Annotated in this window: 13 protein-coding genes and 1 riboswitch; of the genes, 2 read left to right on the forward strand and 11 right to left on the reverse strand. The window is 71.5% G+C overall.

The window, feature by feature from the left end; all coding sequences use genetic code 11:
* Positions 1-91: 91 nt before the first annotated feature.
* From CWS50_RS01390 to CWS50_RS01400, 3 genes are all read right to left on the reverse strand, one after another.
* Positions 92-592 (reverse strand): GOLPH3/VPS74 family protein, encoded by a 501-nt coding sequence (locus tag CWS50_RS01390; protein WP_127841357.1) that lies wholly within the window; start codon positions 590-592, stop codon positions 92-94.
* A gap of 350 nt (positions 593-942) precedes the next feature.
* Complete coding sequence (locus CWS50_RS01395) at positions 943-2421, reverse strand: serpin family protein (RefSeq protein WP_127841358.1); 1479 nt, start codon at positions 2419-2421, stop codon at positions 943-945.
* Positions 2422-2497: 76 nt separating this feature from the next.
* A complete protein-coding gene (locus CWS50_RS01400) occupies positions 2498-7612 on the reverse strand; it encodes a DUF3418 domain-containing protein (RefSeq protein WP_127841359.1) in 5115 nt (1704 codons plus the stop codon).
* Positions 7613-7879: 267 nt separating this feature from the next.
* Between CWS50_RS01400 and CWS50_RS01405 the strand changes: the two genes are divergently transcribed.
* The gene (locus tag CWS50_RS01405; protein ID WP_127841360.1) at positions 7880-9688 is read left to right on the forward strand and encodes an ATP-binding protein; all 1809 of its coding nucleotides are present in this window, start codon (positions 7880-7882) and stop codon (positions 9686-9688) included.
* A gap of 739 nt (positions 9689-10427) precedes the next feature.
* Here the strand turns inward: CWS50_RS01405 and CWS50_RS01410 are convergent.
* The 7 genes from CWS50_RS01410 to CWS50_RS01440 all read right to left on the reverse strand — a co-directional run bounded on the left by CWS50_RS01410 (position 10428) and on the right by CWS50_RS01440 (position 17037).
* Entirely contained in the window at positions 10428-12491 is a 2064-nt protein-coding gene (locus CWS50_RS01410) for a BglG family transcription antiterminator (protein ID WP_127841361.1), read from the reverse strand.
* Between the two features lie 8 nt (positions 12492-12499).
* Complete coding sequence (locus CWS50_RS01415; protein WP_164860041.1) at positions 12500-13174, reverse strand: P-loop nucleotide/nucleoside kinase family protein; 675 nt, start codon at positions 13172-13174, stop codon at positions 12500-12502.
* Positions 13161-14012 carry a class II fructose-bisphosphate aldolase gene (locus CWS50_RS01420; RefSeq protein ID WP_127841363.1) on the reverse strand — a complete coding sequence of 284 codons (852 nt, stop codon included), beginning with the start codon at positions 14010-14012 and terminating at the stop codon, positions 13161-13163. The genes CWS50_RS01415 and CWS50_RS01420 overlap by 14 nt, the downstream gene beginning before the upstream one ends.
* Positions 14013-14148: 136 nt before the next feature.
* Complete coding sequence (locus tag CWS50_RS01425) at positions 14149-14772, reverse strand: tetratricopeptide repeat protein (RefSeq protein WP_127841364.1); 624 nt, start codon at positions 14770-14772, stop codon at positions 14149-14151.
* Positions 14773-14784: 12 nt separating this feature from the next.
* Complete coding sequence (locus CWS50_RS01430; RefSeq protein WP_127841365.1) at positions 14785-16077, reverse strand: PTS ascorbate transporter subunit IIC; 1293 nt, start codon at positions 16075-16077, stop codon at positions 14785-14787.
* Positions 16074-16526, reverse strand: a complete 453-nt coding sequence (locus CWS50_RS01435) for a PTS sugar transporter subunit IIB (protein ID WP_206610443.1) — start codon at positions 16524-16526, stop codon at positions 16074-16076. Before CWS50_RS01435 ends, CWS50_RS01430 begins: the two co-directional genes overlap by 4 nt.
* Position 16527: 1 nt before the next feature.
* Entirely contained in the window at positions 16528-17037 is a 510-nt protein-coding gene (locus tag CWS50_RS01440; RefSeq protein WP_127841366.1) for a PTS sugar transporter subunit IIA, read from the reverse strand.
* A 279-nt stretch (positions 17038-17316) separates the two neighbouring features.
* Between CWS50_RS01440 and CWS50_RS01445 the strand changes: the two genes are divergently transcribed.
* Positions 17317-18420, forward strand: coding sequence for an endonuclease/exonuclease/phosphatase family protein (locus CWS50_RS01445; protein WP_127841367.1), 1104 nt, complete (start codon positions 17317-17319; stop codon positions 18418-18420).
* 184 nt (positions 18421-18604) lie between these two features.
* Here CWS50_RS01445 and CWS50_RS01450 read toward each other — a convergent pair whose 3' ends face one another.
* A complete protein-coding gene (locus CWS50_RS01450) occupies positions 18605-19408 on the reverse strand; it encodes an alpha/beta fold hydrolase (RefSeq protein ID WP_127841368.1) in 804 nt (267 codons plus the stop codon).
* Positions 19409-19835: 427 nt separating this feature from the next.
* Positions 19836-19918, forward strand: a riboswitch (SAM riboswitch).
* Positions 19919-19924: the final 6 nt, after the last annotated feature.

The following is a 19924-nucleotide window of genomic DNA, read 5'->3' on the forward strand; positions in this document are numbered from 1 at the left end:
CCCGCCAGTCCCGCCAGTCCCGCCGGCCAGCCGGTGGCCACGGCGTGGTCCAGAGGGCCTGTGCAGCTCCTGGCCCTGGGCGGGGATGTGCTCAGGAGATGACCACTGTCGGGACGATGACGGCAGTTATGAGCGCAGCGTTGACCGCCTCGACGGCGCGGGACACGGCGTCCCCGGCCGGGTCCCCCTTGGCCAGCTCGGTGATCCTGCGCTTGAGGTCCCACCCGCTCATACCGGTGTGCTGGCGGGGCAGGACTGTGGCCGCGCTGCCCAGGCCCTGGAGGACAGCCAGCAGCGTACGGTCGGCCTGGGTGGGGACTGCCTGGCCACGCAGGACGGCGTAGAGGTGCTGGCGCAGCGCCTGCTCCGGTCCGGGGTTGAGCGTGGGGTACAGCGTCCGCATGCCCAGGAAGCCGCCCTTGGAGACGGAGACGACACCGGCTGAGGCCAGTGACTCCGCAATAGCGGACCGGGGGTCGAGCCTGCCCCACGAGACCAGGGAGGACAGCCGTCCTCCGTCCCTGGCAGGCAGTACCGTCAGGCCGTAGTCCAGGGCGGGATGCCCGGTGGGTGCGGTGTCAAGGACACGCAGCCGTGGCCGGGGCCTCCTCCGGCGGGAGGAGTGACGGGAGGTGAGTCAGGGGTAGAACCTGACAGGTATGCCCGTGTCACCGGCGTCATGCCCGTGCGCTCTGGGGGAGGTGTGTCCGGCCCGGTGGGGCTGATCGCCGGAACCGGTCATGCCCGAGTGCTCCGGGGAGACGGCTGGTGCGCTGAGCGGTCGGCTGGGACGGTGGCTGGCAGGCTGGGGCTGGGCGGCCTAGATGGAGCGCAGCCGGGAAGCGTGGCACGGCTGCCGGCCCCTTGAGTGTCAGCGGTCTCGAACATCTCGGCCACGGCCTGGGCGCAGTCCCGGCGAGACGCAGCTCTGTCAGGCCCCCGTCAGGACGGCTTCGGGTTGTTGATGACGGCCTCGAACAGCGCCAGGCCGGTGGTCAGGTCCCGCAGGCGCATGGCGTAGGGGCGATCCACACGGAACTCGGTGGCCTGCCCCAGGTCGGTGGCGCTCACTCCGACATCGACCTCACTGGCCCCTGCGGCCACGGTCCCGTCCTCGCGCACGATGAGCCGCACCTGCTGGCGGTAGGCGTTGACCTCGAGCCCTGGGCCGATGCGTCCCATCGGGACGATGTCCGCCCCCAGCCCCTCCAGCACCGGCATGATGTCCACACCACTGTCACCGGTCTCCAGGTCGATGCGCGGCATCACCAGGCTCACCTCGGGGCGGAGCCCCTCCTCCTCCGCCTCGTCCAGGAGAGCGGAGGCCTGGGACCACGTCTCCGTCGGCAGGTCACCCGGGAGAGTGCCCTTCTGCGGCAGCACCACGTCCAGGGCGAAGTCCTGGGAGTAGGGTACGCGCAGCACCTTCCAGGTCACCGGCTCGTCCTTTCCCTCAGTCCTGCCCCCAGTCTTCCCCTCGGTGCACGTCATGGTGGTGGTCTGGCGCATCATCGGGACGCTGGTCACGGATCCGTCAGCGCAGGTGAAGTCCTCGTCCCGGGTCTCCTTCTCGTCGAACAGCTCGCGCCACCGTGCGGCGAACAGCACCACGTTCTGCAGCGCGGCCCTGAGGTTCTCTGTCACCTCCAGCGCGGAGGACTCGATGAGCCCCGCCGTGTTCTGCCGAACCCACTGGTCCAGCACGTCCTGGGCGTCGTCGGCCTCGGCGCGCCGCAGGTCGGTGGTGAACCAGCGGTGCACCTCGTCGACGAACTCCTGGCTCACCTCGGTGGGCTCGTCGTGGTCGACGACGAGGAGCTGGTCGGCCACGTGCACCAGCGGCTCCTCCGGGGCCTCGTCACCAGGGTCGAAGCCGGAGACGTCGCCGTCGTCAGTGTCGTGTGCCAGCAGGGAGCTGCGGATCGCCGACCAGGTGGTGTTGCGCTCCTTCTCGCTGTCAGCACCCAGAAGGGTGTTGAGCCCCTGGGCGTCGGGGTCTGTCGCCCCCAGCGAGGCCGTGGCCAGGCTCAGCGTCAGGGACACCGGGCTGGCCAGGGCGTTGGCGTGGGCGTCGTTGTCCAGCTGGGCCGCCAGGAGCGCCGCCCCCAGGGCGTCGCAGGCGGTGACCGCGGCCCTCAGGTCCGAGGCGTCGGTGAGGCTGAGCTCGGTGCGCGCCACCTCGCTGGTCAGCTCGGTACCCCGGATGCCGCCCAGGGATCCGCACCCGGCCAGGCCGACGACCGCCGTCAGGAGCAGCACGCCCCGGCGGCTCAGCCCGTGCGGGAACCCGCCCGAGGACGACGGCGCCCTGCGGGCGCGCCCGGGGCGGCCAGCCGCGGCGGGCAGGCCAGCGGGGTCCGCTGGATCTACTGGGCGCCTCGGGTGGGCAGAGTCTGCCGGGCGGGCAGGGACTGGAGTCATGTCACGATTCTGTACGAACCGGGTGGCTGCTGGCACAGGACCTCTGTCTGGGGTGGGCGCCCAGGGTCGCCCGGCCCTACCCGATCCCTGAGACCAGCCGGGAGATGCGCTTGAGGCTCACCTTCCGGGAGGTGCCCAGGGTCTGGGCGAACAGGCTGACCCGCAGCTCCTCGACCATCCAGCGGGCCTCCTCCAGCACCGCCTGACGCTGCGGGTCCGCAGGCAGGGACGCCGCCCGGGCGCGAGCCTGCTCCACGAGGTCGAGGGCCTGGCTGACCTGGTAGGCCAGGGCCGCGTCCTGGGAGGCGGCCGACGGCGAGGACGCCGCCCGCTCTACCCGCATTGCCAGCGCCTTCAGGTAACGGGGCAAATGGGCCAGCTGGCTGGCTGGAGTAGCGGTGACGAACCTGTCACCGGTCAGCCCGGCCGCCTGGCTACGCACCTCCTGCAGCGTGGACAGCAGCGACAGGGACGTGTGCCGCGACACTACCCGCTCCACCTCCTGGGCCGTGCTCACAGCCTGCGCCACCTGCGAGGCCACCCGGTGGACCTCGCCCTCCAACTCCTCGCGCACCACGGAGACCAGACGCTCAAACACCGCCCGCTCACGCACCTGGGCCAGCGGCGTCCCCGAGGACTCCTCCCAGCGGCCCGCCACCAGACGTGCCGCCGCCAGCTGGACGTCGGCCACGAGGGCCTCGGTGGAGGGGTAGGGGCTGGCGGCCAGGACCAGGGACTGGGTGGCGTCCCACCGGCTGGTCACCCGGCCGGTGGGAAGTGCCGTGCGCGCCAGGGCCAGGGCGATGACCCCGGCGCCGTGGGCGCCCGCCTGCGCGGCGGCGTCGGGCAGGACCCGCAGGTCCGCGGCTCGGTGCCCGCGCGCCACCAGCGCCGGGTAGCCCCGCACCACCAGGCCCGCCCGGCCGGTGGACTCCACCGTGCCCGGGATCGTCGAGGCCTGCGGCCCCTCCAGTCCGGGCACGCCCTGCGGCCAGTCCGTGAGCCCCTCACGCTCGGCCAGTCCCGAGACCGGGGGGCCGGGTGCTGGTCCGGGGGTGGTGGCCAGCGTGCTCGCGGGACCGGTCGCTACGGCAGCCTCAGTGGTGGCAGCCGAGGTGCTGGCATCAGAGGCAGAGGTTGCTGTGGATTCAGTGGCTGCGGTGCCAGGCCCCGTGTCCGCCTGCTGGTCGGCTGTCCCCCGGCCGCCAGCACCCCGACGGCCACGCCCCTTCCGGGTGCGCCCAGAGCCCCGGGTGCCCTCGGCTCCTGCGGAGCCCGGACCCGCCCCGGGGGCGTGGGCGTCCCCGGAAACCGGGCCCGCCCCGGCGCGCTGACGGGCGCGGGCCTCGGCCATGGCCTGAGCCACCGCCCCGCGTACCACGGAACGCACCGCCGCCTCGGTGCTCCCCGACAGCTCCTTCTGCAGGGCCACCAGGTCCTTGCCCTGCCCCAGGACCTCGTCGCGGTCGTCCAGCACCACGAAGGTCGTGCGCAGGTGGTCGGGCAGCCGCTCGTGCGCCTCCTGCCAGTCGGCCTGGGTGAGGGTGACCTCCCTCAGGTCGGCGACGACCTCGGTGAACGCCTCCTGGAAGGACGTCCCCGGCGCGCTGGCACCCTCCGGCGCCGGGAACCGGCGGGACACCTCGGCCCACACCTGGGCGCCGACGTCCGGGGCGGGCACCAGCTGGCGGCGCACCCGCTTGGGCAGGGCGCGGATCGTGGCTACGCACAGCTCGGGCCGCAGCCCCGGGACCAGCCAGTCGAAGCCCTGTGGCCCCAGCCGCCCCAGGACCTCCACCGGCACTTGCACGCTGACCCCGTCGACCTCGCTGCCGGGGTCGAAGGTGTAGTCCAGGGGCAGCGTCAGGTCACCCTGGACCCAGGTGTCGGGGTAGCCGGACACGTCGTGGTCGTCCCGGTCGCCGGGCAGCAGCAGCTCTCGGGTGAAGTCCAGCAGGCCCGGGGTGGAGCGCCGCTGGTCCTTCCACCAGGCGTCGAAGGCGGCCGCCGAGGTCACCTCCTGGGGCACGCGCTCGTCGTAGAAGTCGTAGAGCACCTCGTCGTCGGCCAGCAGCCCGTGGACGCGGCGCCGCTGCTCCAGCCCGCGCAGGTCCTCGACCAGCTCCCGGTTGCGCTCTACGAAGGCGTGGCGGGCGTGCCAGCCGCCCTCCACCAGGCCGCAGCGCAGGAACATCTCCCGCGCCAGCTCCCGGGCCTGCCGGGTTCCCACCGAGACCAGGGTGGCCGGGCGGTCGGCTGCCAGGGTCATCCCGTAGAGCATGGTGCGCTGGTGGACCATGGCTGCACCACGTCGGGTGGACCAGTACGGCTCCCCGTAGACCCGTCGCAGCAGCCCGGCACGGTCGGCGGCCTCCTCCACCCAGCCGGGCTCCACCCTGGCCACGGTGCGGGCGAACAGGCGGGAGGTCTCCACCAGCTCGGCGGTCATGACCCAGTCGTAGGTCTTGCGCCGCAGCCCGGAGCCGGGCCAGACAGTGAAGCGGGTGCCCCGGGCGCCGGAGTACTCCCGACGGCGCTCGTCCCAGCCGCCGACGTTGGACAGCAGCCCCACCAGCAGTGAGCGGTGGACAGCCTCGGCGTCGGGGGTGTCCGCGCTACGTCCCAGGGCGACCACGGCGGCGGCCACGTCCCCGTGGGGCGTCTGGGAGCCGTGGTGGCCACGCTCCAGCGCGTCCCCTGCCGCCCGGATCGCCGTCGGCGTGGGCAGCTCGACGCGGGCGGCGTCCAGCCCCAGGGGGCGGGCCAGCTGGCGCAGCTGGGCGTGGACGTCCTGCCACTCACGCACCCGCAGGTAGTGGAGGAACTCAGCGCGGCACATGCGGCGGAAGGCCGAGCCGGACAGCTCGCGCGCCTGGGTGCGCAGGTAGCGCCACAGGTTGAGGTAGGTGAGGAAGTCGCTGGTGGGGTCGGCGAAGCGCCGGTGCGCGGCGTCGGAGGCCTCCTGCTTGTCCGCCGGGCGCTCACGGACGTCCTGGATGGACAGGGCGGCCACGATGACCATGACCTCCCCGGCGCACCCGCGCTCCCCGGCCTCCAGGAGCATGCGCCCCAGGCGGGGGTCGATAGGCAGGCGGGCCAGGCGGCGCCCCACCGAGGTCAGGCGGGGGCCCTGGGCTGCCTGGGGCGCAGGGGCAGCGCCCCTGCCGCTGCCGGGTGCGCGAGGAGGGGCAGCGTGCCTGCGGGCGCCCCCGCGCGCGTTATCGGGCACGACGGCCCCGATCTCGGTGAGCAGCTGGAGGCCGTCGCGGACCTGGCGGGGGTCGGGGGCGTCAAGGAAAGGGAAGTCCTGGACCGAGCCCAGTCCCAGGGCCGCCATCTGCAGGATGACGCTGGCCAGGGAGGTGCGCAGGATCTCCGGCTCGGTGTAGCGCGGGCGGGAGTCGTAGTCGTCGCGGGAGTACAGGCGCACGGCGATGCCGTCGGCCAGGCGCCCGCACCTGCCTGAGCGCTGGTCGGCGCTGGCCTGGCTGACCGGCTCGATGGGCAGGCGCTGGACCTTGGTGCGGTTGGAGTAGCGGGAGATGCGGGCCACGCCCGGGTCGACGACGTAGCGGATGCCGGGGACGGTCAGGGAGGTCTCGGCCACGTTGGTGGCCAGGACGACCCGCTGGCAGGAGTGGGCCTCGAAGACCCGGTGCTGCTCGGCCGAGCTCAGGCGGGAGTACAGGGGGACGACCTCCACGGCCCCGGGGGTGCGGGAGCGCCCGTCGGGGGTGTAGCGCGGACCCAGGTGGTCGATGAGGGCTGCCTCGGTGTCGCGGATGTCGCGCTCCCCGGCCAGGAACACCAGGATGTCGCCCGGGGGCTCAGCCATGAGCTCGTCAACGGCGTCGAGGATCCCGGTGACCTGGTCGCGGTCCTCCTCCCGGGCCTGCTGGCCGCCGCCGGGGCGGGAGCCGCCCGAGCCGGGGCGACCTCCTCCCCGGGAGCCGGTGCCACCCGCCCGGCCCTGGCCGGGCGACGAGGAGCGGGCCTTTTCCCGGCGGGCGCGGGCGGCGGCCCGCACGGCCGGGTCCGGGGAGGTCAGGGCGTCCAGCTCGGCCTCGGTCAGGTCGCCCGGCCCCGCAGCAGGTGTCCCGCGCGGGGCGTGCGTCCCGGCAGGGGCGGGGGAGGCCCCGCCGAGGTCCCCGGAGCCCCCGGCACCTGAGGCGTCCTCGGGCGCGGAGTCGTGGCTCCTGGCCGCGTCCCTGGCCGCGTCCTCGGCCGTCAGGGGGCGGTAGCGGACCTCGACCGGGTAGGTGCGCCCCGACACCTCAATGACCGGGACGCGCTCCGTGGCTGGCTGGTTGCCTGTCTGGCTGTCCGTGCCCCTGTCTGGCCGTCCGTCCGTGGTCGGCTGGCCGCCGGGTCCGGTGGGGTCGGTCGTGCTGGTGCTGGCAGTGCCGATGGAGCCGGGGTGCGTCGTGGTCGCGGGCAGGTGGTGGGCGAAGTGCTGGGCGAAGCGTACGGAGTCGATGGTGGCGGAGGTGATGATGACCTTGAGGTCGGGGCGGCTGGGCAGCAGCCGGGCCAGGTAGCCCAGGATGAAGTCGATATTGAGGCTGCGCTCGTGGGCCTCGTCCACGATGATGGTGTCGTAGTGCTCCAGCATGGGGTCGGACTGGATCTCCGCCAGGAGGATGCCGTCGGTCATGAGCTTGACCAGGGTGGTGGGGCCGGTCTCCTCGGTGAAGCGGACCTGGTAGCCCACCACGCCGTCACGCCCGATAGGGGTGCCCAGCTCGCTGGCGATACGCTCGGCCACGGAGCGGGCGGCGATACGGCGCGGCTGGGTGTGGCCGATCATCCCGGCCACACCCCGGCCCAGCCCCAGGCAGATCTTGGGCAGCTGGGTGGTCTTGCCCGAGCCGGTCTCCCCGGCGACGACGACGACCTGGTGGTCGCGCACGGCTGCGGCGATCTCCTCACGGCGGGCACTGACGGGCAGCTCCTCGGGGTAGACGAGGGCAGGGACGCTGGCGGCGCGCGCGGCGAGCTGGTCGGGGGTGAAGCCCGGCCAGCGGCGGTGGGGGCCGGAGGACCTGCCGGAGCGGCCTGACCTGCCAGAGCGGCGTCCTGGCCGCCTGCCCCGGCTCCGGGTAGGCCTGCTGCCTGGCCGCCCGGGGGCGCTGGCGGGTTCGCCGTCATGCTGGTGCGGCGCCGTGTGGTGCGTGTCCTCTCCCTGTGCCATAGGAGGCCTATTGTCCCTCACCCACGGCCCGTGTGCCGTCAGCCTGGTCTCCTGCCTGCCAGACTCACCCTATTTTCACGACTGTTTCTCGTGATGTCAGTGTGGTGGCTGAGGTCCTCAGTGAGCTGCAGTGAGCTCGTCAGTGTAGAAACTGAGGCCCTCAGTGAACTACACTGAGGCTGTCAGTGTAGAAACTGAGGCCCTCAGTGAACTACACTGAGGCTGTCAGTGTAGAAAGTGAGGCCCTCAGTGGACGACACTGAGCCTGTGACTGATGAGGAGCTGGCTGAGCGGGTCGCCCAGATGCGGGCGCACGGCAGCGATGATGCCCGCACCGAGGTCAAGTCGGCCGCTGGCGGGCTGCCCAAGAGCCTGTGGGAGACGGTGTCGGCCTTTGCGAACACTGACGGTGGCACCATCATCCTCGGCCTGGACGAGCGCGAGGACTTTGCGCCCGCCGAGGGCTTCGACGCGGACAGGATCGTCAACGCTCTTGTAGCGGGCCTGCGGAATGATCCGAAGGTCAGTCCGCTCCCAGGGGACGCGTATCGTATTGAGCGTGCCATTGTTGACGGTGCGCCCGTCGTCGTCCTGGAGGTCTACTCCCTGCGCGGCCAGCCTGGCGTCCACCTGCCCTGTCATATTGTCGCCAGGGGGGTCGGGAGGGGGAGCTACAAGCGGGTTGACGATCACGACCACCACCTGAGCACCTACGAGATCTACATGCTCCAGACCTCCTACCAGCCGCAGGGGACCGACCGTGCAGTTGTTCCCGGTGCTGCTTTTGAGGAGCTGTCCCCCGATCTGCTGCAGCGCATGCTGGCTCGGCTCCGGGCCAGCGGCTCCCACGCGCTGGACGGCCTGGCGGGTGACGACGTCCGCGGCGCCCTGAGACGCCTGGGTGTGCTGGGCGCCGACGACGTCCCGACCCTGGCTGGGTTCCTCTGCCTGGCCACCTACCCTCAGCAGCGCCTTCCGAAGCTGACGGTTGACGTCGCCGTCCACCCTGAGACCACCAAGTCGCACCGTGGTGATGTCAGGTTCGTGGACCGCCGGACCTGTGACGGCCCGCTTCCCGTGGCCGTCGAGGACGCGGTCAACGCCGTGGCGCGCCACCTGGGGCGCAGCCGTCGGGTAGAGGGCATGGCCGGGGTGGACGTCCTGGAGATCCCCGAGGAGGTGCTGCGGGAGGCGGTCACCAACGCGGTCACCCACCGTGACTACAGCCAGCAGGCTCTGGGGCAGCAGGTCGCCGTCGACGTCTACCCGGACCGGGTGGAGGTCGCCAGTCCGGGCGGCTTCTACGGGACCCGCTCCGTGCACAACGTCAGCGAGGGGCGCTCCGACTCCCGCAACCCGGACCTGGCCCGCCTGCTTACGCTGGTACCTCGCGCGGACGGCGCCGGGGTGCTGTGCGAGAACCAGGGCTCTGGTGTGCCGCGCATGGTCGCAGCCATGCGTGAGAGCAACCTCCCTGCCCCCGACTACTCTGGGTCCAATCTGGGGCAGGTGGTGGTCCGGCTCGATCGGCCCAGCCGGTCCGACCAGGTGGTTCCCGGGTGGTGGGGTGAGCGTTTAACAGGACGCGAGACAACGGTCTTGCTCCTGGCCCACAGTGACAGGCGGGTGAGCGTGGCATCCCTGGGTGAGACGCTTGGGCTCGTCCCTGACGACGCCCGCAGAGTCCTGGGACGCCTGAAGGACCTGGGGCTCCTCAGCGGATCCGGGGACGGCCCCTATGTCGTGGTGGCTGGCGTCCGGGAGGCAGAGGCTGCTGGGGAGCCCGAGGCCACCGAGACGACGCAGGCAGCCAGGCATGACGGTGTGACTTCCGGAGCCCGCGACGCGGCCAGAGCCGCTGACGTGAGCAGGGTGACCGGGGTGCGGGCAGAGGTCCTCTCCCTGCTTGATGAGGCCCGGCCCCGGACTGTCCACGACCTCGCCCAGGCGACGGGCAGGAGCACGGGCGCGCTCAGACCCGTGCTCAGGAAGCTCGTGGCTGACGGGCACGCCGTGGCCACTGCCCCGCCGACCAGCCGCAGGCGCGCCTACCTGCGTGCCGGGGGTATGACCTGACGTGGTCGGGTATGACGCCAGCCGCTGGCCTGGTGCCTGTGGCTGGCAGCCTGCGCCCTAGGAGCGAACGGCACGCTCACCTTTCTCCGTGCTTGTGCGGATCAGCGGAATGACACCGTTTCGCCAGACTGGGTGGAAGGGCCTGGAAGGCTCCCATGTGCAACGAGATCCTTGATGCACATGGGAGTGCCGGACGTCGGTCACACCCTAGGCCGAGATCCGCGGAATCGCGCGGTCCTCGTCTCTTGTCCGAAAAGGTGAGCGTGCAACCGGTCCCGCGGCCAGCCCCCACTGGCCCGCGATCGCACCGCCAGGCGGGCGTGTCAAACACCTCAGCTGGTGAGCCTCGGGTCGCTGCCGTCCAGGACGGCGCCGAAGTCGCAGTCCTCCTCAACGCGACGGTGGCAGGCGGCGGCGGTCCCGGCGTCAAGGCCGAAGCCCCCTGGGCGCCCGGTCCCACGTGCCGCGCGCCACCTGCGCCACCCGGGTCACCAGGCGCAGGACCTCGCCCCGGGCCAGCCCCCCAGTCCATGTCAAGCAGTTGCTCCAGGCTGCGCCCGGCCGAGCGCGAAGCCGTGCTCCAGCCACTCTGACGCGTAGGAGAACTGTTGTATCCGGGCTGAGACCAGCAGGTCCAGGGACCCGACGCGCCGGACTGCCCCGTCCTCCCCGGTCCGGCAGACCTTCCAGGTGCTCCACGCTTCCTTCGGTCCCTCCTGTCGGAGCAGGCCGTGGCGGGTCATGGCTCCGGGGGCGACGCACCTCGCGGCCTGGGACCGGCCTGCACCACCTCCAGCACTGCCTGGATGAGCTCGTCGTAGGAGGTGGACGCGGCCAGGCGGGTCACCACCTCCTTGTCGAGGAGGGCGTGGACCAGGTTGTCGAACACGTCGCCGAAGGTGGTGCGGCTGTCCTCGGACAGGCACAGCAGGGCGACCAGCCTCACCGGGGTCCCGTCCCAGTTCACGGGGCGGCGTGCCAGGCACACCATGACGGCGGACCTGGAGGCCGTCATCTCGATGGTGTGGGGGAGGGCCGCCCCGGAGGGAAAGGCCGTGCTCGACAGCCGCTCACGCTCCATGACCTGCTCCAGGAACCCCTCACCCACCGTCGCCTGGGAGACCAGGGTCTGAGCCATGAGGGGCAGCACGTCGTCGCGCTGGCCCCCGCCCTCGACCCGCAGGAACAGGCTCGGGTCCATGACAGCAGCCAGCCAGGAGGCCACCTCAAGGCGCCTGCGACCAGCGGCGACGTCGGCGACTGCGGAGCGGACCCGCTCCAGGTCCTCGTGAGAGGGCAGGAGCCCGGTGCGTACCACGACAGGCCTGGGCTGCTGTCGTCGGGGGCGTGCCAAGGGCCGGGAGAACGGCCGGGCCGTGCCAGCGACGACCACCAGGTCGGTGCCTCGTGCACGCACGCTCCCGGCTGCCCCGACCGGCCACCCGGCCCCGGCGTCGGCACTCCCCGTGCCTGCCTCGTCGGCCCCGTCCACCTCATCCAGGTCGGCCACCACTCGTCCCACCCTGCCGCTGCCCGCCAGAACCTGCTCCACCGCCTGGCGGAAGACGTCCCCGGCGTCGTAGTAGCGGGGGAGGACCAGCGTGACGTCCACCTGGTCGTCACGCTCGTGCATGGATAGCAGGCGTCCGCCCACGTGGAAGGCGAGGAACCCGATTTCGTCCTCGGCCACCTCCACCCCCGTGCCGCGCTCGACCTGGTGGGCGATGAACACGGCGAGCTCGTGGACCAGCGGGTGGGTGTTCTTCACCGACTGCCCGGCAGGGAGCGGGGCCGGCCTGTGCTGGTAGGCACGGTCGACCAGGCGGCGCACGTGCAGGGCGAGGAAGGAGATGAACCGCTCGTCGCTGAGGTCGATGAGGTAGTTGTCGTTGACCCTGCTCACGATGTCGGAGACGAGCCTGACGTAGTGGGGCTCCAGGAACACCTGCACCTCGGGCCGGGGCCGCTCCTCGGGGTGGGCAGGTGCCGCCTTCTCCAGGAGCAGCAGGGCCAGGTAGGTGATCTCCTGGTCGGGCAGGTGGATGCCGAACTGCTCCTCCACGAGCCTGCCCACCGCCTGGGACATGGGGCGAAGCACCGCCTGGCCGCTGGCACCGGACAGCCAGGTGATCGTGTGGCCGGCACGTACGCGCTCCACCATGACGGCGATGTGGGCCACGAGCTCGTCGGCCGTGCGGTCGTTGACCACCAGGTCGACGTCGCTGAGCACCGAGATCATCCGCTGCCTGAGACCGGGCAGCGTGGGCTCGTCCAGCTGGCGGGCCACCTCCTCAATGTCGATGACCTGGCGGTGGCTGACCGCCGCCCCGGTGAGGAGGCCGCGCATGAGGCGGCGCTGGGCCACCTCCTCGCCCTCCATGCGGACCGTCTCACCGGTGCGGGTGATGCGCAGGCCGGACTGGGCAAGGAGCACCCGGGCACGGGTCAGGTCGGACTCAATGGTGGACTCCGAGACGCAGAGCTCCTCCGCCAGCCCGAACACGCTGAGGCCGCCACTGGTGGTCATGAGCAGACGCAGCAGGTGGGCGAGCCGCTCAACGGGCCCGTCACCCGGGCGGGAGGCGCGGCGCCCCGTGGCTCCCGCGCGCTCCCAGGCCTCGGAGTCCAGGCTGTAGCCCGCCCTGGTGGAGGTCACGACGTTGCCGTAGCGGCGGTTGGCGGCAGAGACGTAGCTGCGCACGGTGCGTGTGGACACACCCAGGCGGCGCGCGATCCGGGCCGCAGGCACGCGGTGGCCGGGAGAGCCCTCCAGGATGGGGATGATGTCGTTGAACCGTGCCACGTGCCTCGCTACCCCCTCAGCCGCTCCTCCACCCAGGCCAGCACGGCCGGGTAGCTCACGGCATCAAGGTTGCTGACATCGACCTCCAGCGTCTGTCCGAGCGTGAAGGAGGAGTAGCCGCGCTCGGCACAGCGGCGGGCCAGCTCCTCCCGGGACACCAGCGCGTCGGCCTCGGTCCGGTCGGACAGGACCCGCCCCGGACGGTAGGAGGTCAGCAGATGGCCCGGGTGCCGGGAGGCCTCCAGGTCACGGCGCCGCTGGCGCTCGTAGAGGACGTCGGCGTCGGCCACGAGACGCACGGTCAGGGGGGTGAACCTGTGCTGGCAGCACAGGCGTGACAGCAGGCCGCGCTGCCTGCTGCTGAAAGGGTAGTCGGAGACCACCACACGACTGTGCCCCATGGCTGCCCCGACAGCCCGCGCGTACTCCCTCAGCGCCTCCTGGTCCAGCAGGGCCTTCTCCTGCGGCCCGGAGAAGCCGAGGCGGTCCCACAGCCGCTCCTTGACCTGGTCCAGCGACACCTGCTGGCAGCGCTGGCCCGAGGCCAGGACGTGCTCCTCCAGGTGGCGCAGGACCAGGCGGGCCAGCCAGCTCTTGCCGGTGCCCGGGGGGCCTGCCACGAGGATAAGCGTGCCCCCGGCCTTGCTGGCTTTACTGCCTTTACTGGCCTCACTGCGGCTCACGGGTCTCACCCAGGAACAGGCTGATCTTGTGGGCGACGATATCGCGGACGACGTCGTTGCACGGCTCGATGCTGCGGCGCAGGGATGTGCTGACCTCGGTGGCTGCGAACTGCTCCTGGGCCTGGCGGGTCCAGCCCACGAGGAGCTCGGTGCCGACGTTGAACTTGCGCACCCCGTTGGCGCTCAGGGAGGGGTAGTCGGTCTCGTCCACGCCGGTGCCGCCGTGGATGACCAGGGGGAGGTCCACGACCTGGTGGATCCGGGCGAGCAGGTCGAGGTCGATGTCGGTGGTGGAGCGGAACTGGCCGTGGCTGGTGCCGATGCTCACGGCCAGGGCGTCGGCGTCCACCTGCTCCAGGAACCACACGGCCTCCTGGGGCTGGGTGCGTAGGCCCCCGGTGCTGCTCACCCCCTCCTCGGTCCCGCCGATGGTGCCGATCTCCACCTCCACGGAGACGCCGCGGCTGCGGGCGTAGTCGATGACGCGGCGTGAGGTGGCCACGTTGCGGGTCACGGTCATGAGGGACCCGTCGAACATGACCGAGGAGTAGCCCGCCTCCACGGCGTCACGGATGTCGGTCAGGCTGGTGGCGTGGTCGAGGTGGAGGGCGACGTCGACGACCTCGTCCTCCGCCATGGAGCGGCACACGGCCACCAGGTTGCGCATGCCGACGTACCGGGCGGTGCCCGGAGAGGTCTGGACGATGACCGGGGCGCCGAGGTCGCGGGCCGCCCGGATGATGGGTGGCACCATCTCCAGGCTGTGGGCGTTGAACGCGCCGACCATGTAGCCCACGGCGGCCGCCTCGGCCAGCATCGGGGTCATGGATACGTACATGGGGGTCCTTTCACGGGGGTCTCAGGTCCGGCGGCTGCCTCCGGGCTCCTCCCCGGACGGCAGCCGCCTGCCACCAGCCGACGGTGCCGGGGTGGCGCTCTCGCCGACGCGTGGCCAGTGCTGGCTCAGTACCGGGTCAGTACCGTGAGCGCATGACGCGCTTGGACAGGGCCGTCAGGTCGTCGATCTTGGAGCTCCAGTGCCGGACGCCGCCGTCGTCCTTGAGGGCGGCGGCCTGACGGAGCATGTTGTTGTACAGGGTGAGCAGCCCGCTGTAGGCGGGACCGAACTGCTCGTGCAGGGCCATGGAGGCCTCGTAGTGGGCGACAGCAGCCTCGGCGTCCCCCAGCTCGGCGCAGGCGGCACCCAGCTCGTTGAGGACAGTGACGCGCTGGTCAGTCCCGCTGGTGCCGGCCGGGCCCTTGCCCGGGCCGGTGCCGACTGCCTGGCCTGGCCCTGTCGGCTCCTGGTCCTGCCCCCTCGGCTCCTGGGACAGGGCGCTTGTCTCCTGTGCTGGGGCGGGTCCCGCCCCACCCAGCGCCTCCAGCTGGTCGGTCAGCGAGGCAATGGTGGCCCGCAGCTCGGCCTCGCGCTGTGGCGGGACTGGCGGTGACGGCGACGGGGCTGCTGCGGCACCGCCGGTACCGGCGGCACCGCCTTCCTCACCGGGCGTCGCGACCCCGTGCTCCTCCAGGGGCACACGACCCTTGCGGTCCCCGCGCCCCCACGACCTCTTTCCCAGTCTCTTTCCCAGTCCCATGGTCTCCTCCTCTCAGAAGGCCCGCATGACCGGGCCGATGACGTAGGCGAAGACCAGCCCCGCCATGATGGTGTCGACGTCGGTGGCGGACAGGTTGGGGAAGCCCAGGTTGAGGAAGGTGGTCACCAGGAGGGCGGGGAGCAGGGTGATGAACAGCCCGTGGACGATCCCGCCCACCAGCGCCCCCCTCCTGCCTCCCACCGCGTTGCCGAAGATCCCCGCCGTGCCTCCGGCGAAGAAGTTGGTGAGCATGCCCGGCACGATGACGGCGAAGCCGAGGGCGGGCAGGGCGAGCATGGCGATGACGGTGCCGACGGTCGTGGTGATGAAGCCGACGACGACGGCGTTGGGCGCGTAGGGGAACAGGACCGGGCAGTCCAGGGCCGGCTTGGAGTCGGGCACCAGCCTCATGGAGATGCCCCGGAAGGCGGGGACGATCTCTCCCAGCAGGAGGCGCACGCCGGCCATGAGGATGTAGACGCCGACCACGAACTGCACCGCCTGGATGAAGGCGTGCACCATGTGGTTCATGTCCCCGGTCTGTCCGGCCACGGGACCCGCGCCGGCGAAGGCGGCGGTGACGAGGTACAGCGGTACCATGACCACCGCCAGGGACATGTAGGTGTCCTGGAGGAACTCCAGGGAGCGGGGCAGCGTGACCTCCTCGGTGGAGGGCTGCCTGTCCGTGCCCCGCCTGCGCACCAGCCAGGCCACCCCGGCCTCGACCAGGTAGCCGATGGTGCAGAAGTGCCCCAGGGCGATGGCGTCGTTGCCGGTGATCCGTCGCACGACCGGCTGGGCGGCGGCGGGCATACCCACCGCGAAGGCCCCGCCCACCAGGCTGGCGGCCGCGATGAGCCAGAAGCCGCGCAGCCCGGCGGTGTGCCCCAGGACCACGGTCATGGTGGCCATCCACAGCAGTGCCTGCCCGGTGAGGAAGATGTACTTCCACGGGGTGAGGCGGGCCAGGAGGATGTTGACCACAAAGATCCCCAGGAAGGCCAGGGCGATCTGGCCGCCCAGGTGGAGGTTGTTGGTGGCGTAGCCGTTGACCGCCTCAATGCTGGGCACCACACCGGTCATGTTGAAGGCTGCCTGGAACACGGTCCCGAAGTAGGTCAGGGTGTCCACCAGGATCGCCGAGCCGGCGGCCAGGACGTAGAAGCCCAGAAGGGTCTTGAAGGTGCCGACGACGGTGGCACCCACCCCCTTGCCCTGCAGGACCAGGCCGAGCATCGCGATGAGGGCGATGACGATCCCGGCCTGGGTCAAGATGTTGGAGATGACCCAGCCCAGGGCGCTCATGGCCGGGGCTCCTGGGTCGTGGAGGGCGGGGTGGCGGACGTGCTGGCCTCGGAGAGGACCGTTCCCGGCCCGGTACCCGGTGACCTGTGAGCGCCCTGGTCACGGCGGCCGTCCCGCAACGTTGTGACAAACGCTGTGACGACGGGGACGAGCCGGTCGCGGATCTCCTCCTTGTCCACGACGTTGTGAAGGAACACGAGGGTGATCGAGGGGTCGGGACCGTGCTTCTCGATCACAGGTCGGAAGTTCTCCGCCGAGACGATGATGTCGGCCTGGACACCGGGCAGGCCGGAGACTCCGTCGTGGTGGAGGTTGGCGGGCAGGTCGGCCTGGCGGAGGACCTCCTCGGCCTCCATCTGGCAGGCGAGGCTGGAGCCCAGGCCGGCCCCGCAGATGAAGTAGATGTCGGGCTTCCTGGGTGTGTCGGCCGTGCGGGCGGAACGTGCCATGTCAGGTACTCCTTTGTCGTTGGCTGCCGGTGGCTGTCGTTGCCGTGGTGGGTGAGCCGTGCCCGTGGCGGAGGGCCTGCTGGAGCTCGGTGACGGTTCTCGCTGCGACCAGGAGCCTCAGCCGTGTGACGTCGGTGACCAGGGACACGAACTGCTGCAGGGCTGCCAGGTGGGAGGCGCTGTCTACGGCTGCCAGGCAGAACACGAGGGACACCGGGTCGTTGTCCTCGTGGCCGAAGACCACAGGCTCGGACAGGGTGAGCAGGCTCATGGCCTGTCGGTGGACCTCGCCGTCGGGGCGGGCGTGGGCCAGGGCGGTGTGGGGGGCCAGGACGATGTAGGGGCCGTATGTCTCCACGGAGCGGATCATGGAGCGGACGTAGGCACGTGAGACGGAGCCGTCGGCCACCAGCGGCTCGGCGGCGAGCGTGATGGCCTGGCGCCAGCCACAGGCCCGCTGGCGGATGACGACACGGTCGTCGGTGATGAGGTCGGTCAGTGTGCTGTCCATGGCTTGGCTCCGTGACGCGGACAGGGGCCGTGCCCAGTAGCTGGCCGATGACTGTGCTCGGCTCCTGGCCCGCGTGGCTCGTGGTTGATGCACTGCGAGTATCCGCGCCCGCGTCTGAGGTGGGCCAGCACGTCTCCTTCCGCCTCAGGGCGCTCAGGCGGAAGGCGGGCGGGGGCGGCTGGCCCAGGGGCTGTCCTGGGGCGGCCGTGAGACCGCGGCCACTGCGCGTGGTCCTCCCGCTGCCGGGACTTTCTCACGAGCTCTGGTTGAATGTCGTGCATGAGTCGTTACCTTCGGGCACTGGGATGGGGCGTGGTCGGGCTCGCGGCAGCCGTGGCGCTGGTGAGCCTGCGTCCTCCTCTGACCATGCAGCCCCTTGTCGCCCAGGTCGTGGCACTGCGCACCTTCGTGACGCTCGGGTGGGGGCTCCCGGGCCTCCTCCTGCTGGTCGCTGCCCTCCTGCGGCGCAGGATGGCCCGGTCCCGCGCTGTGCCGACACCCTCCTCGTCCCGTGCCGGACTGCGCACCGGTGCCCTCGGGCTGGTCCTTGTCCTTGTCGCCCTCGCCCACGGAGGCGTCCTCCTGGGGCGCGGCATGTCCCTGCAACCCCTTGATACCTCGGACTCCCCCTCGGACAAGGCCGCCGTCACCGTCATGTCCCTCAACACTGAGCGGGAGGGCACACCCGTGCGAGACGTGGCCGAGGCTGCCCGGGCCGTGCAGGCCGACGTCGTCGTCCTGCCGGAGACGACAGCCGCCTACGGTGAGGAGCTGGCAGGGCTGCTGCGGGGCGCGGTCGGGGAGCTGACGGTCTACACCGCAGTCAGCCCGCCCTACGGGTGGAACGACGAGGACGGTGACGGCGCCGACGACGACTCAGGGGCGCAGCACGGCGTCGACCCGGTGCGTGCCACAACGGTCCTCGTCTCCGAGCGCCTGGGGGCCTACCGGCAGACGGAGGGAGCCTCGGGCGCGGGGCGTGGGATGGTCGTGCTGGAGCCTGTGGACGGGTCGGGGCCTGTCATCACCGGGGTGCACACCTACCCGCCGGTGCCGGGGCTCATGGGGGAGTGGAGGTCCTCGCTGACCACGGTAGCCGCCCTGTGCCAGGACCCGCCCGAGGGGCTGGTCATGGTCGGCGACTTCAACGCCACCCGCGACCACGCCCTGCTGCGTGACCTGCACGGCTGCACGAGCGCGGGGGAGCAGGCGGGCATCGGTGGCCTGGCGACCTGGCCCACCCACACCGGGACCAGGCTCCTGGGGGCGACCATTGACCATGTCCTCGTGGACACCTCCGCCTGGGCGGGGCAGTCAGGCGAGGTCCTCACGCTGCCCCAGACGGACCACCGGGCCGTTGTGGTCCGTCTGGGCGAGGCCTAGACAACGGTGTGGGACCACGGAGGCAGGGTCCTCCGTCGGGGAGCCCCGCAGCCTGGAGAGGCAGGTGGGCCAGGGCCGCCCGGGGCCTGCAGGGTGGAGGCAGCCGCCCGCCTGGGCGCGGCTCAGCGGATTGCGACCCAGGTCGAGGCCCTGGCTGACGCCCAGCCGCCCGCCTGGGCGCGGCTCAGCGCAGGTGCCGGGTCACCCACTCGGTACCCAGACGGGCCACCTCCGCCTGGGCCTCCTGCGGGTGGTCCTTGCGCACCTGCACCAGCTGGCTGCCGTCTTTCAGGAGGGGGAAGCCCTTCTGGGCGTCTGCTGCAGTGTCAGGCATCTCGTGGGTCAGCGCCCCGTAGATCATGAGGACCGGCCACGGGACCTCCGCCATGGTGATGTGGGGCTCCTGCATAGAGAAGTCGGCGAGGGTCTCCTTGCTCAGCACGTTCCACTGGCGCGGGTTCGGGTTGTCGTCCACCAGGCGGGTCAGGCCGTGGCGGGCGAGCTCGTCGAGCTGGTGGGGGGAGAAGACCTGCTCCCACAGGACTGACTGGGGGCCGACCACGGCCCCCACCAGGACGGCGGTGCGTACCTGCTCGGGCCGGGCCAGGAGGGCGGCGGTCGCGCCGAAGCCGTTGGCGTGGATGGCCTGGCGGGTGTAGCCGCGCTCGGCCAGCCAGCCGGACACCGCCCGCAGGTCCTCAGCCTCGTTGGCCAGGGTGATGACGTCGTCGTCGGACTCACCCAGTCCGGAGAAGTCGATGCTGAGGGTGGCCAGGCCTGCCTTCTGGTAGCTGGCCGAGACCAGGTCCAGGCGCCCCTGCTCCCCGTGGCGGTCCGCGAGGAAGTCGTGGGCCAGCAGCACCACGCCCTCCCGGCGGGCGGGCTCGCCCGGGCCGTCCTCGCCGACCTGCGGCGGGGTGCCGCCGGGGCGGACGAAGGACCCCACCAGGGTGACACCGCGCGGGGTGTCGATACGCACCATGCTCATGCCTACAAGCTTAGGCCAGAAGCTGGCGCGGGTCACCAGGTCGCGGAGGTCGTCCTGGGGAATTGCGCTTCCAGCGTGAGCCTGTGGCTGCTCTGGCGGGCTCAGGGCGGGGCGCGAGGGGTGGCTGCACATCTTGGGCTAGGTCGGGTGCGTGGCCGTGAGGCCACCATGCGGAAAGCGGGTGTGCTGATGCCTGAGGCGGCGGTGAAAGACGCTGAAGATGTGCAGCAAGACCTGCTGCGCACATCTTCGGTTGCCTGGAGCGCACCAGTGTGAGGCGGATCCGCGGAGTTCCTGCAAGGGTGCCGCGTTGCTACTGGCAAGTGGGCGCTGAAGATGTGCAGCACGCGTGGCAGCGGCGCTCCTGGCCGTGTCCTGGATACCGGACCTGGTGACGGCGCTGGCAGGGCTCGTCTACCCTTGGGCTGTTCCATCTAGAGTGGCTGAGAGACCTGGCTCCGTGACGCCGCAGCAACCCACTCCGGGTGCTTCCGCCAGGACCGATGGAGGACCGCA

This window comes from Actinomyces wuliandei, from assembly GCF_004010955.1.
Taxonomy (GTDB): domain Bacteria; phylum Actinomycetota; class Actinomycetes; order Actinomycetales; family Actinomycetaceae; genus Actinomyces; species Actinomyces wuliandei.